At 54.5% G+C, this 16,209-nt stretch carries 13 protein-coding genes and 2 riboswitches; of the genes, 10 read left to right on the top strand and 3 right to left on the bottom strand.

All coding sequences use genetic code 11. From position 1 onward, the window contains the following. Positions 1–73: 73 nt before the first annotated feature. Positions 74–158, top strand: a riboswitch (cyclic di-GMP riboswitch). A 38-nt stretch (positions 159–196) separates the two neighbouring features. The 3 genes from ACQ4N8_RS04850 to dnaI all read left to right on the top strand — a co-directional run bounded on the left by ACQ4N8_RS04850 (position 197) and on the right by dnaI (position 3,159). Further along, complete coding sequence (locus ACQ4N8_RS04850; protein ID WP_430703218.1) at positions 197–370, top strand: anti-repressor SinI family protein; 174 nt, start codon at positions 197–199, stop codon at positions 368–370. Positions 371–628: 258 nt separating this feature from the next. Continuing rightward, positions 629–2,155 (top strand): helicase DnaB, encoded by a 1,527-nt coding sequence (locus ACQ4N8_RS04845; RefSeq protein WP_430703346.1) that lies wholly within the window; start codon positions 629–631, stop codon positions 2,153–2,155. 50 nt (positions 2,156–2,205) lie between these two features. Then, entirely contained in the window at positions 2,206–3,159 is a 954-nt protein-coding gene (dnaI, locus tag ACQ4N8_RS04840; RefSeq protein WP_430703345.1) for a primosomal protein DnaI, read from the top strand. Positions 3,160–3,283: 124 nt separating this feature from the next. Here dnaI and ACQ4N8_RS04835 read toward each other — a convergent pair whose 3' ends face one another. After that, positions 3,284–3,439, bottom strand: coding sequence for a YqzM family protein (locus ACQ4N8_RS04835; RefSeq protein ID WP_430703217.1), 156 nt, complete (start codon positions 3,437–3,439; stop codon positions 3,284–3,286). Positions 3,440–3,713: 274 nt separating this feature from the next. Between ACQ4N8_RS04835 and trxA the strand changes: the two genes are divergently transcribed. After that, positions 3,714–4,031, top strand: a complete 318-nt coding sequence (trxA, locus tag ACQ4N8_RS04830; RefSeq protein ID WP_430703216.1) for a thioredoxin — start codon at positions 3,714–3,716, stop codon at positions 4,029–4,031. Between the two features lie 106 nt (positions 4,032–4,137). Beyond that, positions 4,138–6,162: an excinuclease ABC subunit UvrC gene (gene uvrC / locus ACQ4N8_RS04825; protein WP_430703215.1), complete on the top strand. Its 2,025-nt coding sequence runs from the start codon at positions 4,138–4,140 to the stop codon at positions 6,160–6,162. On the opposite strand, the gene ACQ4N8_RS04820 is transcribed toward uvrC, so the two are convergent. After that, positions 6,119–7,867: a CPBP family intramembrane glutamic endopeptidase gene (locus ACQ4N8_RS04820; RefSeq protein ID WP_430703214.1), complete on the bottom strand. Its 1,749-nt coding sequence runs from the start codon at positions 7,865–7,867 to the stop codon at positions 6,119–6,121. The two genes, uvrC and ACQ4N8_RS04820, sit on opposite strands and share 44 nt — an antisense overlap. 283 nt (positions 7,868–8,150) lie before the next feature. After that, positions 8,151–8,315, top strand: a riboswitch (cyclic di-AMP (ydaO/yuaA leader). Between the two features lie 67 nt (positions 8,316–8,382). Between ACQ4N8_RS04820 and ACQ4N8_RS04815 the strand changes: the two genes are divergently transcribed. Genes ACQ4N8_RS04815 through ACQ4N8_RS04805 form a run of 3 tightly spaced genes read left to right on the top strand, consistent with a single transcriptional unit; the run spans position 8,383 to position 11,716 of the window. Further along, positions 8,383–9,726: a TrkH family potassium uptake protein gene (locus ACQ4N8_RS04815; protein ID WP_430703213.1), complete on the top strand. Its 1,344-nt coding sequence runs from the start codon at positions 8,383–8,385 to the stop codon at positions 9,724–9,726. Positions 9,727–9,742: 16 nt separating this feature from the next. Next, the gene (locus ACQ4N8_RS04810) at positions 9,743–10,405 is read left to right on the top strand and encodes a potassium channel family protein (protein WP_430703212.1); all 663 of its coding nucleotides are present in this window, start codon (positions 9,743–9,745) and stop codon (positions 10,403–10,405) included. 33 nt (positions 10,406–10,438) lie between these two features. Then, positions 10,439–11,716 carry an ArsB/NhaD family transporter gene (locus ACQ4N8_RS04805; RefSeq protein WP_430703211.1) on the top strand — a complete coding sequence of 426 codons (1,278 nt, stop codon included), beginning with the start codon at positions 10,439–10,441 and terminating at the stop codon, positions 11,714–11,716. A 383-nt stretch (positions 11,717–12,099) separates the two neighbouring features. On the opposite strand, the gene ACQ4N8_RS04800 is transcribed toward ACQ4N8_RS04805, so the two are convergent. Continuing rightward, positions 12,100–13,011: a LysR family transcriptional regulator gene (locus tag ACQ4N8_RS04800; protein WP_430703210.1), complete on the bottom strand. Its 912-nt coding sequence runs from the start codon at positions 13,009–13,011 to the stop codon at positions 12,100–12,102. 732 nt (positions 13,012–13,743) lie between these two features. Here ACQ4N8_RS04800 and ACQ4N8_RS04795 point away from each other — a divergent pair. Continuing rightward, entirely contained in the window at positions 13,744–14,415 is a 672-nt protein-coding gene (locus tag ACQ4N8_RS04795; protein ID WP_430703209.1) for a succinate dehydrogenase cytochrome b558 subunit, read from the top strand. Positions 14,416–14,456: 41 nt separating this feature from the next. After that, entirely contained in the window at positions 14,457–16,202 is a 1,746-nt protein-coding gene (gene sdhA / locus ACQ4N8_RS04790; protein WP_430703208.1) for a succinate dehydrogenase flavoprotein subunit, read from the top strand. The last annotated feature ends 7 nt before the right edge of the window (positions 16,203–16,209 follow it).

Here is a 16,209-nt window from a genome sequence, read left to right as displayed (position 1 = left end):
GAGCCTATATAATAGGAGTCAGGAAATAGCTTTCTGGCTGAAAGCGCCCGTTATCCGTTGGCGAAACAGTAGTTCCAGTAAAGGGTAAACTTGCTGAAAAGCAGGGGCACAAAGTCTCAGATCTAAGGTAGAAATACTAAGATGGCTGGACTGCCTGGGGACAAACCTAAATAATGATCTTAGGAGGAGATTGTTGTTGAAAAAGTCCGCCCAGGTTATTGTTCATGATTACTACTCCGGAGATATCGACCCGGAGTGGGTGGTTTTACTCGCCATGGCCAAGGAAGCCGGGATATCCATTGAGGAAGTTCGCCGGTTCCTGACAAGGGAACGGTCAAATCTTACGCACTTGCATTTACATACGGATTAGTAAGCGAATAGAGGGAGTCGGATGGGATCGTCTTGCGCAGGGGCAGGACGGTCCTTTTTTGTCGCTGTTTTCGGCCGGCGGGGGGAGGGAGAGCCCAACAGGAGGTTCGCTAGGCAAAAACGGCCGTAAAAAGAGCTGCCGGCACGAAGCGGGGTGGAAATCAGCGATTTTTGTAAAACTGGGGCGATTCAGGACGAAGGCTTTTGTGCTAAAATAGAGGAAGTCTATTTGAGCGTGATAGGGAGGAGCGAGGAAGCCGTGCGCATGAACAATATGCTGCATTTTACTGAAAATCACCGTTATTGCGTATACCGTGACTTCAGTCTCAGTCCCGTGGACGGCAAAATGCTAGGTTTGGTCTATCAACCGATGGTAGGGGCGTTCGCCGTTTCGCTATACCGGCTGCTCGCGGAACAGGTTCCGCTGGAGCAGGTAGGTTATTCGGCCGCGGAGCAGCAACGCAAGCTGTTCCTGACGTTAGGGGTCGATCCGAGCGAAAAGGGACGGAAATATTTGATGGAACAGGCTTCGCGCCTCGAGGCGGTGGGCCTCCTCCAGACGAGCCGTTTGTACGTTCCCGACAGCGATGATTATATGTACGAATACGAGCTGCAGCCGCCGCTGGCGCCTGCGGAATTTTTCCGGACCCAGCATTTAACCTTGCTGCTGCGCGACAAGATCGGCAAATTCGCGGTTCTGGCGCTGCGGGAGCAACTGTTCAGCAAGGAACCCGAGGCTTGGGCGGGGCTTACCTATAATAAGGAAAATATTTCGGTGCCCTTCTATGACATTTTCGAGCTGAATGCGCATTCCATCGATTACGAGCTGGAGCAGGCGATCGCGGAAACGTCGATAGCCCGTCAGCAGGGCTTCAAGCCCGCTCCGGAGGAGGAAGCGATGAATTATGCGGACATTATTCTCCGGTTTCCGCGGGAATCGCGGAATCGCGCCTTCGTCGAAGCGCTGCGCTTTGATCCGGAAGGGATGGGCGTGGTCAATTATGTCGCCCGCAAATACGATATGACCGTTCAGGATATGTGCCGGCTGCTGGATGAAGACGGCGTGTTCGATCCGGGGGGCGGCCTGTTGCTGGACGAGCTCCAGCACAAAGCCAACCTGCAATTCCGGCAAGGGAAACGGCGCAAGGAGGAGCGCGAGGTCGCATACGGCAAAATCGTCTCGCTGCGCGGACAAGAGCATCCATCGCCTCCTGCGGCGGTCCATGCGGAAGAGGTTGCGGTGCAGATGGAATTTTACGTGGACGTGCCTCCTCAGTTCCAGAGCAAATGCGATATTCACCAATATAATATGATGTTGCGCAACGAACCGTATACCCGGCTGCTCAAGACGTTTTTTCCGGGGACGGTACCCGACAATTTGCTCGATATCTTCGAAAAAGTAGACCTGAACTACAAGCTGCCCGGCGAGGTGATCAATGTGCTGATCCATTATTTGATGGCGCTTCTGACCTCTGGCGGGGAGCAGCGGATCAACCGCAATTTCGTCGATGCGATTGCCGCGAACATGCTGCTGAAGCAGGTGAATACGTATGAGCAAGCCGTTCAATATATCCGGGACCAGGCGAAGGTGAAGGAGAAGGCGACCGGGGGGGGAGCCGGCAGCGGCCGGCCGCGGACCTACGGCAGCCGGGCGGCCAAGCCCAAGCCGGAAATTCCGATCGTGCAGAAAACCGGCGGAGAGCCGGCGGTTTCGGAAGAGGAATTTGCCGAATTGGTCAAGATGGCGGAACGGATGAAGGCGAGTAAACAAAAGAAGGAAATCTGACCCGTCATGGATGGGCTAGGGGCAAAGGAAGGTGAAAGACCGTTATGGCTATGGAATCACTCGGGGAGCTGCTGACCCAAATGAAAAGCTCGCAGCTGAAACAGCGCTCGGAAGAGCTGACCGCCCGGCTGATGAATGACCCGCTGGTCTGGGAGCTGCGGAGCAAGCATCCGGAGCTCGGGCAGGAGGAGCTGACTCGCGGGATGGCCAAATTATACCAATACGTGAACGATAACCGGCATTGCGCGAATTGTCCCGGGCTGGACCGCTGCCCGAACGATTTTCCCGGCCACTATACGAAGCTGACGGTGGAGCAGCTCGGAGGCGGGCCGCAGCTGGTCGACCGTCAGGTTCCTTGTCCGAAGCAGCTGCAATACGAGCGAGAGGTGTCCGTGAAGAAACGGATCCACAGCTTTTACGTGGACGAACGCGCGCTTGAGGCGGGGTATGACGAAGTCGAGATCATGACCAAGGATGCCGCCCGCGCGCCGGCTGTGAGCCAGGTATACCGTTTTATCAATGAAACGAAGGAGCAAGGACTTAAAGCGAAGGGGCTTTATCTGGAAGGGCATTTTGGCACCGGCAAAACGTTCCTGATGTGCTACATGCTGCACGAGCTGGCCAAGGAAGGGTATTCCGGGGCGATCGTCTACATGCCGGAGTTCGTGGAGGAGCTCAAGTCCATGCTGCAGGACAGCGACAAGCTGCGCGAAACCGTAGAAACGATGAAGCAGGTGGACCTGTTGATCTTTGACGATATCGGCGCGGAAAATTTGAATCCTTGGGTGCGCGACCACGTTATGGGGTCGATTTTGAATTACCGGATGAACCGCAGACCTACCTTTTATACCTCGAATTATTCCTTGAACATGCTGGAGAAGCACTTGAGCTTTACGAGCAAAGACGGGGAAGAGGCGCATAAAGGACAACGGCTGATGGACCGGATCGCTCCGTTCGTCGACGTGGTCCAGGTTAGCGGAACGAACAAACGCGGCCGGGACTAAGGAATTGCGGCTTTCGCCATCGCGCGCATGAAAAAGGGCAGTTCCCGATAAGCAGAGATGATCAGCTTATTAGGAACTGCCCTTTTTGCAAGCAACGGCCGTGCCGTTAGGGTACCGCCGGCGGTTAGCTGGCGATGAATTTGATGATGACCATGCCGAAGAAAATGACGGCCATCAGCGTCAGCATGCCGAAAAAGCCGTTCATCAAATCGAACAAATCGTTGCGCGGTTCTTCATTAATATGCTGCCGCGGGTCGTTCGCATGCGCATTTGCATCCATAGCGACGGGCCTCCTCAGGGAATAATTGTCTCGTCAATGAAATAAGTCATAGACAATCCGCTTTCAGGTTATTCTTAGTATAACCAATCCTTTTTCACTTTGTAAAGAAGGCGTTATCATGCACTTTCTTTTTCTCAGTGGTGTGTGGTATAATTGGTTCGGCAGCTGTTTTCTGGGCTGTCTGCATCATTTTTTACGTTTGAAAATCCGTTGTCCGGGATACCCGTGAATCTTGTCACCAGCGCTCGGGCAAAAACATAAGGAGGAAATTGTCATGGCCATCGTTAATGTATCCGATCAGTCTTTCAATAACGAAATTGAAGGGCAAGGTCCGGTTCTTGTTGATTTCTGGGCTCCGTGGTGCGGTCCTTGCAAAATGATCGCTCCGATCCTGGAAGAGCTGTCGTCGGAAGTAGGGGATGCGGTGAAAATCGCCAAGCTGAACGTGGACGATAATCCGGAAACGGCTTCCCGTTTCGGCGTAATGAGCATTCCTACATTGATCCTGTTCAAAGACGGTCAACCGGTCGACAAAATCGTCGGTTTGAACTCGAAGGACACGCTGAAAAACCTGATCGCCAAACATCAATAAGCCAGGCTGTCAGGCGCGTCGTCTTACGCCTTGGATTACGCCTCCGGTTTGGGCCGGGGGCGTTTTCTGCGTTAAGGAATGAAAGCGGGAGAAGGGAGGAGAAGGCATGGATTCCTTTGCCGAGAAAGTGCAGGAGCAGGAGAAAGCGCTGGAGGCGATCCGCCATAAACTGGCGCTGCTGCCCGATTTGCCGGGCTGTTACCTGATGAAGAACAAGGAAGGCACGATCATTTACGTCGGAAAGGCCAAGGTGCTGAAAAACCGGGTCCGATCCTATTTTACGGGCAGCCATGACGGCAAAACCCAGCGGCTCGTATCCGAGATCCGCGACTTTGAGTACATCGTGACCGGCAGCAATATGGAAGCGCTCATTTTGGAGTGCAACCTGATCAAGAAACATCATCCGCGCTTTAATGTACTCTTAAAGGACGATAAAACCTTTCCTTATATCAAAATTACGAATGAACCGCATCCCCGGCTCGAAGTGACCCGGCGGGTGCTTAAAGATAAAGCGAAATATTTCGGCCCGTACCCGAACGCCTATGCGGCGCAGCAGACGAAAAAGCTGCTCGACCGCATGTATCCGCTGCGCAAGTGCAACGTAATGCCGAAGGAGGTGTGCCTGTATTACCACATCGGCCAGTGCCTGGCCCCGTGCGTGCAGGAGGTGCCCCAGGAGACGTACGACGCGATGACGCAGGAAATCACTTCCTTCCTCAGCGGCGGGCATGAGGAGATCAAGAAGGAGCTCCAGCGCAAAATGCACGAAGCAGCCGAGGAGCTGCAATTCGAGCGGGCCAAGGAGCTGCGCGACCAGATCATCAACATCGATGCGCTGATGGAGAAGCAGAAGATTACGATGAACGACGCCAAGGACCGCGACGTCTTCGGCTATGCCGTGGACAAGGGCTGGATGTGCGTGCAAATCCTGTACATGCGCCAGGGGAAAATGATCGAGCGCCATGCGTCCGTGTTCCCGTTTTACGGCGATGCCTACGGCGATTTCCTGTCGTACGTGACGCAGTACTACAGCGAGAACCCGGCGCTGCCGCAGGAGATTCTGCTGCCGGAGCTGAAGGAGGCACCGTCGGCGGAGGACGGCGTTCCGGCCGGCGAGGAGGATGCGGACGCGCCGGCAGCTGCGACGCCGCCGGGCGTGGCAGCTGAGCCGCTCGAGCCTGCGCTGGCGTCCGGCTCCGGCGCAGCGCAGGCCGGCGAGGACGCGCCCGAGGACGCGCAAGCCGCCGAAGCGTCCGCGCTGGACTCGGCGTCCGGCGCCGCCGCCTTGCAGCAGTGGCTCGGCGTCAAGACGCTCGTGCCGCAGCGCGGTTTGAAGCGGCAGATGGTGACGATGGCCGCGGAGAACGCCCGGGTCTCGCTGGACGAGAAGTTCCGCCTCATCGAACGCGATGAGGAGCGGACCTCGAAGGCGGCGGAGAACCTCGGCAAGGCCATCGGTCTGGAGTCGGTGTCGCGCATCGAAGCGTTCGACAACTCCAATATCCAGGGGACGAATCCGGTCTCGGCGATGGTCGTCTTTATCGACGGTAAGCCGGCGAAGAAGGAGTACCGCAAATATAAGGTCAAAACCGTCCAGGGGCCCGACGATTACGAGACGATGCGCGAGGTCATCCGCCGCCGCTATGAGCGCGTACTGAAGGAGGAACTGCCGCGCCCCGACCTGATCGTGGTCGACGGGGGCAAAGGGCAGATTTCCGCCGCCACCGATGTGCTGGAGAATGAATTGGGGCTATATATCCCGGTATGCGGTCTCGTGAAGGACGCCAAGCACAAAACGGCGCAGCTGATGGCCTATGATCCGCCGGAGCCGATTCACCTGCCCCGCGACAGCCAGGAGTTCTATCTGCTGCAGCGCATTCAGGACGAGGTGCACCGCTTCGCCATTACGTTCCACCGCGAGCAGCGCGGCAAATCAATGGTCACTTCGCGGCTGGATGCGATCCCCGGCATCGGGGAGAAACGCCGCAAAGCGCTGCTTAAACATTTCGGCTCGCTGAAAAAAATAAAAGAGGCCTCCGTCGAAGACTTTCGGCCTCTTTCAATCGGGGATAAGTTAGCCCGCGAAATTATAAATGCCCTTCGGGATGAGGATGAACCAGAGGAGTCGTGAGAAGCGGCTCCTCTTTTTGCTGCGGCGGAGGGCTCTTCCGCTCCCGGCTGGGCGGATTGAACAGGTAAATCACATAAGCGACGATCGCCGGCAGGGCAATGTAGAACAGTCCGGCGCCGATATTCAGCGCTCCGCCCATAAACATCAGGCTAAGCGCCATCAGGATGCTGTCGAAGATAACATGCGAGAACACGACGGCCACGAAGCCGTAACGCAGGAACACGAAGCTGAACAATAGCCCGATGAAGGTCAACTCGATCGGCCGGGAAATGACCGGATAAATCGGATACAGCGTATGGCCGAACGCCCAGATCAAGGTTGACAACAGGCTGGCGACGAAGGTGCTGCGGAACATTTTTTTCAGCATCGGAATGCCGAACAGGCGATACACCGCTTCTTCCCCGATCCCGGCCACCCAGGCCAGCAGCGGGAACAGCGCCGGAAACACCATATTGTACGGCGATTGCGTGGCGTCCGTCGTCGACCAGGTGTGGATCGTATGCTCCAGGATGAAGAACAGGACGGATTGCACCCCCAGCAAAATGAGCGCCCACGCATAACCGTCGGCCATCGAGGTTAGCACATGACGGCCGTATCCCTCTTCCCGGGCCCGTGCCCATAAATTGATTCCGTTCTTCCGCCACAATCCGTCGCCGCCGACCAGGGAGAAGTACACGGAAGCGGCGAGGAACAAGGTCAGCAAACCTTGGATGATGAAGCCGAAAATCAGCACGCCGGGCTCGATGCCGTCTTTCTGGAATACCGGCAGCATGTTGATCGTCCCGATCGTGGACAGGATGAAATAAGCGGAAGCGAGAAAAATCCCGCGTTTAAACGACGTATGCGCCCGCATCAGCGCGCTGTACACGATGGCAAGAATGCCGAGTACGAACGTGAACAGGGCGTAACCCGCGAAGGTGAGCCAATTGGCGATGGTCGTTTGGCCGTCCACGTAATCCGTATGGGACTCAGGCACGGTAAAATAGCTTTCCAGCGAGGAGACGGCGCCGTATTCGAAGCCGAATACGATTTGCGCCTGCGCCTCACCGACCTGATAGCCCTTGACTTGATAAGTCAGGCCAACATCCCCTTCTCCGGATACCAGTTCGAGATCGTCCCGGTTATATCCGAATAACGTTATATAACGAGCGGCGATCAGCTCTTTTTCCGCCAACGTCAGCTCGCCTTCCCAGGAACGCAGGGAGTCGACCGATTCCGAACCCAGGTCCAGCATCATTTGCTTATTCGCATTGCTCGTCGAGGCGATTTGCTCGAAGCCGACCACCTTGCCGCTCGTCATATGGACATCGACGGTCAAAGCGCTCAGCACCTCGTTCGGATCGGTGAAGCGGACGCGGAACACGTCATAAGGAAATTGTTTGTCATACGTTTTTAAGTACGGGGCGAGCAAATCTTCCTTGGATAAATAGCCAAACAGATCAGCGCGCGTTTCATATGTAATAAGCGCGTTATCCCGGACTTCCCCGGGCAGGTCCGTATTCAGGGTCGATTTGGCGAACTCGGCGGCTTTCGCGCCGGCCTCCTGCTTGGAGATCACTTTGTCCGATTGTTCCATTTGCAGCGATTCCGAGTCGTTCGTCGGAATGAGTTGGACGATCATAAATACGATGAATCCGAGGACGGCCAGCAGCCAGAGGTTTTTCGTCTTCATCCTGCGGCCGGCAGGTTTCACGGAGGAATTCACAAGCAAAACTCCTTTTTAAATTGGTGTAAGTGGTATGATTTGGCTCCAATTGCGTCAAAGTAAAGATAACACAGGTGAATGCCCTTCGCCAGACAACAAGCAAAAATGCTGAGAAACGGCAATAACTCCGGCAAGCGTTCGCATGGCTCAGATTCGGGGCGGCCCTGGTCAAAGGTTAACCGCTTTTCGTCCTTTTTTCGCCTTTTTCCTGAAAATAGGACTTTGTAGTCGGGCCGAATAAGGATTATAATCCATTTGACGAAAATGAAAGTAAGCAACTGAAAAAGAATATCGGCCGAATTTCGTTTGAAAACGGGGGAACCGAGTTTTTTTGGGGTGAATTTCGCGTCGCTTCGCGCAGGCAGCATGTCGGCGAAGGGAGGCGATTAGGGCAACTGTGCATGCCCGAATCCGTCAGCTAACCTCGTAGGCCTTTGCAGCAGGAGCCAAACACCGAAAGGCATTGGATTTCCAGTGCTTTTTTTCTTTTGTGCTTTTTTGATAACAACAATGAGGTGAATGTATTGCTATTCAAGAAGATCAGCCTTTCCCCGCCGCAGATTTTGGTCATCGGGTTTGCGCTCATTATCCTCCTGGGATCGGTGCTGCTTATGCTGCCGATTTCCAGCACGACCGGGGAATCGCTGCCGTTTATCGATGCCTTGTTCACGGCAACTTCGGCCACTTGCGTGACCGGGCTGGTCGTCGTGGATACCGGCACTTATTTCTCCACCTTCGGGCAGGTTGTCATCATGCTGCTCATCCAGGTCGGAGGCCTCGGATTCATGACCATGGCGACTTTGTTTTCGCTCGTATTGAAACGGAAAATATCGCTGAAAGACCGCTTGCTGCTGCAGGAGGCGATGAACCAGAACTCGGTGGAAGGCATCGTTCGGCTGATCCGTAAGGTGCTGATGTATTCGGTCATCATAGAAAGCTGTGCGGCCGTCATTTTTGCCATCCGTTTGGCGTTCGACATGCCGTTCGGCCGCGCCGTTTATTTCGGCATTTTCCATGCGGTGTCCTTATTTAACAATGCCGGCTTTGACCTGTTTGGCGAATACCGCAGTTTGACGCAGTATGTCGGTGATCCGGTGATGAATTTGGTCTCCCTAATCCTGATCGTATCCGGGGGGCTTGGTTTTATCGTTCTTTCCGATTTGATCGACTACCGGAAACATCGCAAAATTTCCCTCCACTCCAAGGTCGTGCTGTCCATGACGGCGGCGCTGATCGTGGTTGGTGCGGTTGTCATATTCATTTTTGAATTCACGAATTCCAGATCGTTGCAGCCCCTGGACTGGGGAGCGAAAATCTGGGGAGCCGTATTTCAGTCCATTACCCCGAGAACAGCTGGAGCCAATACGCTGGATATCGGCGCATTGCGGCAGGCGACGCAGTTTTTCATCATCATTCTGATGTTTATCGGAGCATCGCCAAGTTCAACGGGGGGCGGCATCAAAACGACGACGTTTACGATCCTCGTTGGCGCGGTCATCTCGATGATTCGCGGGCGTTCGGATCTCGTGCTATTCCGCTATCGCCTTGCCCAAGAACGGATTTTCAAAGCGGTCACGATTACGATGCTGGCTTTGTTCCTCGTCATTGCGGTCGCGATGGTGCTTTCCACTACGGAAGACGCCAGTTTCCTAACGATCCTGTTTGAAACGACCTCTGCCTTCGGGACTGTGGGGCTGTCGATGGGATTGACGGGCAAACTGACATTAGTCGGCAAAATCATTATCAGCTTTACGATGTTCGCCGGCCGCTTGGGAATGTTGACCCTGGCTTATGCGTTAGGACCGAAGAAAGGCAAAGACTTATATCGCCATCCAGAGGGTAAAATTATTATTGGATAAGGGGAATTAATCAACGATGAAAACACAGCAGTTTGTAGTGATTGGGCTGGGACGATTCGGTTCCAGTCTGGCACTGGAGCTTATGGATCAGGGCTACGAGGTTCTGGGGATCGACCGGAATGAAGAACTGGTCAATGAAATGAGCGACCATTTGACGCACGCCGTCGTCGCGGACGCATCGGATGAGGAGGTGCTGAAATCGCTAGGGGTACGCAACTTCGATTGCGGCATCGTGGCGATCGGCAACGATATTCAGATGAGCATCCTTTCGGCGATCCTGCTCAAGGATCTGGGCATTAAAACCGTGGTAGCCAAAGCGATCTCCATGTTGCACGGCCGTGCGCTGGAGAAACTGGGCGTGGACCGGGTTATTTTTCCGGAACGAGACATGGGGATTCGCGTCGCCCACCAATTGGTAACTCCCAATCTGCTGGATTACATCGAATTGTCCAAGGAATACAGTATCGTGGAGATGAACGTGCCCGCTTGCCTGAACAGCAAAAGCGTAGGCGAGTTGAATCCGCGTGCCCGGTTCGGCTGCAGCATTGTGGCCATTCATCGCGACAGCGGCATTCTCGTGGCTCCGACCGCCATGGATCAACTGAATGAAGGCGATATTATGGTCATTATTGGCTCGAAGAAAAATATCGAGCAGTTTGAGACGATTATTAACGATTAACCGAAGCTTTCTTGCATCAGACTGGAGACGACCATGGAACAACAAGCGATTTGGGCGCTTGGCATATTTCTGCTGACCTACGCGCTTATTATTTCGGAAAAAATTCATCGAACGCTTCTGGCGATGGCTGGCGCGGTATTGATGATCATGCTGGGAATTCTTGATCAGGAAAGCGCCATTCATCACATCGATTTCAATACGCTGGGCCTTTTGATCGGAATGATGATGATCGTGAATATAACGGCTGAGACGGGACTGTTCACTTACATCGGAATTCGGACCGCCAAGCTTGCCAAAGGCAATCCCATCACCATTCTTTGGTTGTTGGCGTTAATCACCGCCATCGGCTCGGCGTTTCTGGATAACGTGACGACCATCATTCTGATGGTCCCGGTGGCCTTCAGCATCATTCGTCGCTTGAGGGTGCATTCGTTCCCGTATCTTTTTGCGATGATCATGGCCACGAATATCGGCGGGACGGCGACGCTGATCGGCGATCCCCCGAATATTATGATCGGAAGCGCGGTCAAAGAATTGACCTTCGTTGCTTTTCTGGAAAATCTGGCCCCGGTGGCTCTGCTGATTCTGGCGGTGATTCTTCCGTTGGTTATCGTGATATTCCGCAAAAGCCTGAGAGGTGCCTTCGCCAACCGGCAAAGCATCATGGAAATAAGGGTAGAGGGGATCATTTCGGATAAAAAGCTGCTGATGAAGTGTCTGATTGCATTGGGAATTACCTTGCTCGGCTTCTTCCTGCATCAATACATACACTTGGAAACGGCCACGGTGGCGTTGGCCGGTGCGTTCTTGTTGCTACTCATGACCGGCGAACGCGTAATGGAAAGAGCATTCCATTCCGTGGAATGGCCTACGATCTTTTTCTTTATCGGACTGTTTGTCTTGGTTGGCGGTTTGGTGGAGACGGGGCTCATTACCATGGTAGCCGAATGGGTGGTTCAACTTACGGGCGGCGATCCTTTGTCCACCTCGATGTTGATCCTATGGCTAAGTGCCTTTGCGTCCGCTTTTATCGACAATATTCCGTTGGTCGCTACGATGATCCCGATGATCCAGGACATGGGTAGTTTGGGCATCGGCAATCTGGAACCGCTTTGGTGGAGCCTGGCGCTCGGGGCATGTTTGGGCGGGAACGGAACCTTGATCGGAGCCAGCGCCAACTTGATCGGTGCCGGGATGTCGGCGAAAGAAGGCGAGCCCATCAGCTTTATTCGGTACCTGAAATATGGGCTGCCGTTAATGACGGTGACGATCATCATCTCAAGCATCTATATCTACCTTCGGTATTTTTGAGTAGGAAGCTGCCGCTTCCGCAGGCTTTGGCTTGCGGGACGGCAGCTTTTTTTCTTTCTTGCGGGTATAGAAGAACGTGCGTTTACGCGGAGTGAGTCGCAAAGACGAATTGCAGGACGAGGACGAGGCCCCATCAACAGGCTGTCCCAGTGCTTAACGGACTCCAGGGGCGCTAAATGCTCGATTATAGCTGCCTCAAAGCTATGACGGACCCAGGAGACCTTATTCATCTGTAATCTGCCCCCCGAGGCCTTATATTAAGTCGAATAGCGTCTCCTGTGTCCGTTACATCGGGAAATAACGGGGAAATGAGGCGAATAACGTCCTTGCGGTCCGTTACGGGACGGAAGCCAGATCAAGGTTAGCCCGAACGCGCATCCCGGTTACAGCGACATCTCCTTCACCAGGCTTTCGCGGATTTGCGCGATCCATTCCTTCGTTTCGCTCGTGAGCTCCGATTTGTCTCCGTAAATCAGGCAGGTTTCCCGCCGGGTCTGCTCCAGCTCCGAGATCGGTACGGTCACCAGCCCGTTATCCCGCAGCAGCGGCATGCGCAGGTAGGATTTCGGCAGCAGCGCCGCCGCTTTGCAAATCGGCAGCAGGCGGACGATCGCTTCGAACGAATCGATTTCCATGCGGATATCGGGGATGATGCTGTAACGGCCGAACAGGTCGTCGATCAGCTTGCGGTACCAGGTGCCTTTGGAAAAAACGATCATCGGCCGGCCGTTCAAATCTTCCATGAATGTACGGCGATTTTGGCTGCCGGCGGCGAGCTCATGTCCCTTGGGGACGACGAGCTCCAGATGGTCCTGAAACAGCGGAATGCATTTCAGGCCGGTTTCGCTGATGGAGGAAGCGACGACGCCGATGTCTACTTTTTTCTCCCGGACGTAGGAGACGATTTCATGGGTTTTGCCGGTGACGAGCTTGAGCTCGATCTCCGGGAACTTATCCATCAGCGCCGTAACGAGCGGAGGGAGCGTCGTCTGAATCGTCGTCAGACTGGCGCCGAGCGTGACGACGCTGCGCTCTGCGGCCTTAAAGCGCGAGACGGCCTGCAGAAAGTTCTGGTGGCGCTGCCGCTGCTCAAGCGCGTATACATAAGCCTCCTGGCCGACTCGGGTAAGCTCCAGTCGTTTGCCTTTGCGGTGAAAGAGCGCGATGCCCCACTCTTCCTCCAGCTTGGCGATTTTTCGGGAAAGGGCCGGTTGGGACAGATTCAGCAGCTTGGATGCCTTGTTCAAACTGGACTGCTCTACGACGGTCGTGAACACCAGCAATTCTTCCAGCATGGGGTTGACCTCCTTTTGAAAGATTGTTCAAAAAGTCCGCTTTTGATCACGAAGTGAATTCAAGAAGTAGCTCGGCGTCGAATCTTGAATTCAGCCGGGCCTAAGCGGATGCTTTCGAAGCATGTTTCCTACGGAAACATTTCAGGTGCTCACGTAGGCTCCAGCAAGCTAACGGACACCAGAAACGCTATTGACCCCACTTTGGGGCAGTTCCCGATTCTAACGGACCGAGTAGACCTTATTTCGGTCAAAAGCGGCGAAATGACCACCCTGAGAGCCCAATAAGGTCTCTGGAGTCCGTTACAGTGGGAAATAGCCGGGAAATGGGCCAATAAGGTCATTACGGTCCGTTACGTTCTGTCGCGCCACTCACTCCCTAGCTTCATCCAACTCAAGTGTTTTTGAAAAAACGCACATCGGAAGCATACTCTTCGGTGCTAAAAACCGACCTTTTTGAACTCGCACTTATATTGGCGGCGACAGGATTCGACAGTTTTGCATATGTGAATTCGTTATAATGATTAATAAATATATTGCAATTCCATTATAAGATAAAAAGGAGTAACATGAAAAGTGACACAAGATGTTCACATGTTACTTTTGTTACAAAGTAATTTTGCGGCCCGGGTGTAGTAATTATCATATACAAGACAGGCGCCCGGACCCGTCGATTCTTGTTGAAATGGCGAAAGTTGAAATGGACGATGGAACGAGAAAGGGGTACACGCACTTATGAAAGGGTTTTATTCCAGAAAACTGCATTCGCTTCTGGGCGTCATTCCGCTGGGATTTTTCCTTCTGGAGCACATGATCACCAACTTTTCTGCGGTGGAGGGCGGAAGCGAGGGCTTCAAGGAGGCCGTTGCGTTTCTGAACAGCCTGCCGCTCGTGCTGGCATTGGAAATCTTCGGGATTTGGCTGCCGCTCTTGTATCATGGCGTTTACGGTTTGTATATCGCGTTTCAGGCCAAGCCGAATAACGGACGGTTCCAGACGGAGCGGAATCTGCGCTATTTGCTGCAGCGGATTACCGGCGTGATCGCTTTTGTCTTCGTCATTTGGCATGTGGTGGAGACCCGCGTGCAGGTGGCCTTGGGCAATGTGACGCATGAGGAGCTGGGCGGCGTGATGCATGACATCGTCAACCAGCCGGTATTTTTCGTGCTGTATTTGATCGGCGTCGTGTCCGCGGCCTTCCACTTCACTAACGGATTGTGGTCGTTCCTCGTCAGCTGGGGCGTAACGGTCGGCCCGCGTGCGCAGCGCGTCTCTTCTTATATTTGCATGGGCTTGTTCGCGATCGTGTCGGTCATGTTCGTCTGGTCGCTGATTGCGTTCCGCGGGGCGGAGTTCCAGGCGGAAAGCGCGGCATTGCTGGAGACGGTTAAGGCCTTTGTGGCTTAAGGTGCTTATAAAACTAGAATCCTTTAGGAGTTGAAATAGAGATGGCTAAACAAAGCTTAATTGTCGTTGGCGGCGGCCTGGCCGGCCTGATGGCTACGATCAAATCGGCCGAAGCGGGCGTGCCGGTGCATCTGTTTTCGCTCGTACCGGTGAAACGCTCCCACTCGGTGTGCGCTCAAGGCGGCATTAACGGAGCCGTGAATACGAAAGGGGAAGGCGATTCCCCGTGGGAACACTTTGACGATACGGTGTACGGCGGGGATTTCCTGGCCAACCAGCCGCCGGTCAAGGCGATGTGCGAAGCGGCGCCCGGCATCATTCACCTGATGGACCGGATGGGCGTCATGTTCAACCGTACGCCGGAGGGCTTGCTCGATTTCCGCCGGTTTGGGGGGACGAAACACCATCGTACGGCGTTTGCCGGGGCGACGACCGGTCAGCAACTGCTGTATGCGCTTGACGAGCAGGTGCGCCGCCATGAAGCGGCCGGACTGGTGACGAAATACGAAAACTGGGAATTCCTCTCCGTGGTGCTGGACGACGAAGGAGCATGCCGCGGCATTACGGCTCAAAACCTGCGATCCATGGAAATCGTCACGTTCGCTTCCGATGCGGTTATTTTGGCGACGGGCGGACCGGGGATCATTTTCGGCAAAACGACCAACTCCGTGATCAATACGGGAACCGCGGCCAGCGCGGTGTACCAACAAGGCGTGAATTACGCCAACGGCGAGTTCATCCAAATCCACCCGACGGCGATTCCGGGAGACGACAAGCTGCGGCTGATGTCCGAATCGGCGCGCGGGGAAGGCGGACGGATCTGGACGTACAAGGACGGCAAACCGTGGTACTTCCTTGAGGAAAAATACCCGGCTTACGGCAACCTGGTGCCTCGGGATATCGCGACGCGCGAGATTTTCCACGTCTGCGTTGATCAAAAGCTGGGCGTTAACGGCGAGAACATGGTCTATCTGGACTTGTCCCATAAGGACCCGAAGGAGCTGGACGTGAAGCTTGGCGGGATTATCGAGATCTACGAGAAATTCATGGGCGACGATCCGCGCAAAATTCCGATGAAGATCTTCCCGGCGGTCCATTATTCGATGGGCGGCATGTGGGTCGATTACAACCAAATGACCAATATTCCCGGCCTGTTTGCGGCGGGCGAATGCGAGTACCAATATCACGGCGCGAACCGGCTGGGCGCGAACTCGCTCGTCTCGGCCATCTACGGCGGGATGGTCTCCGGACCAAAGGCGGTCGAATATATCCGCGGCCTGAAAAAATCGGCGGAGGACATCAGCCCGGCGGTATTCGAAAGCAACCGCAAAGCGCAGGAGGACAAATATGAAGGCATCCTGGCCATGAACGGCACGGAAAACGCCTATGTCATTCATAAGGAGCTCGGCGAATGGATGACGGCCAATATGACGGTGGTGCGCTACAACGACAAGCTGGAAGCGACGATCGGCAAAATCAAGGAACTGAAGCAGCGCTACAAAAAGATCAATATCAACGATACGTCCCGCTGGAACAATACCGGGGCCGCGTTCACCCGTCAGCTGTGGAACATGCTGGAGCTGGCCGAAGCGATGACGCTGGGCGCGCTGCTGCGCAACGAAAGCCGGGGGGCGCACTACAAACCGGATTTCCCGACGCGGAACGACGGGGATTTCCTGAAAACGACGAAAGCGGCATGGACGCCGGACGGTCCGCAAATTTCGTACGAAGCTGTGGACGTCTCGCTGATCCAGCCGCGGATTCGCGATTACTCGAAGGATAAATAAGGAGGGG

The organism is Paenibacillus macerans (assembly GCF_050565405.1).
Taxonomy (GTDB): Bacteria; Bacillota; Bacilli; order Paenibacillales; family Paenibacillaceae; genus Fontibacillus; species Fontibacillus macerans_B.
The sequence above is the reverse complement of the archived record's forward strand: the minus strand, read 5'-3'. Positions and strand labels throughout refer to the sequence as shown.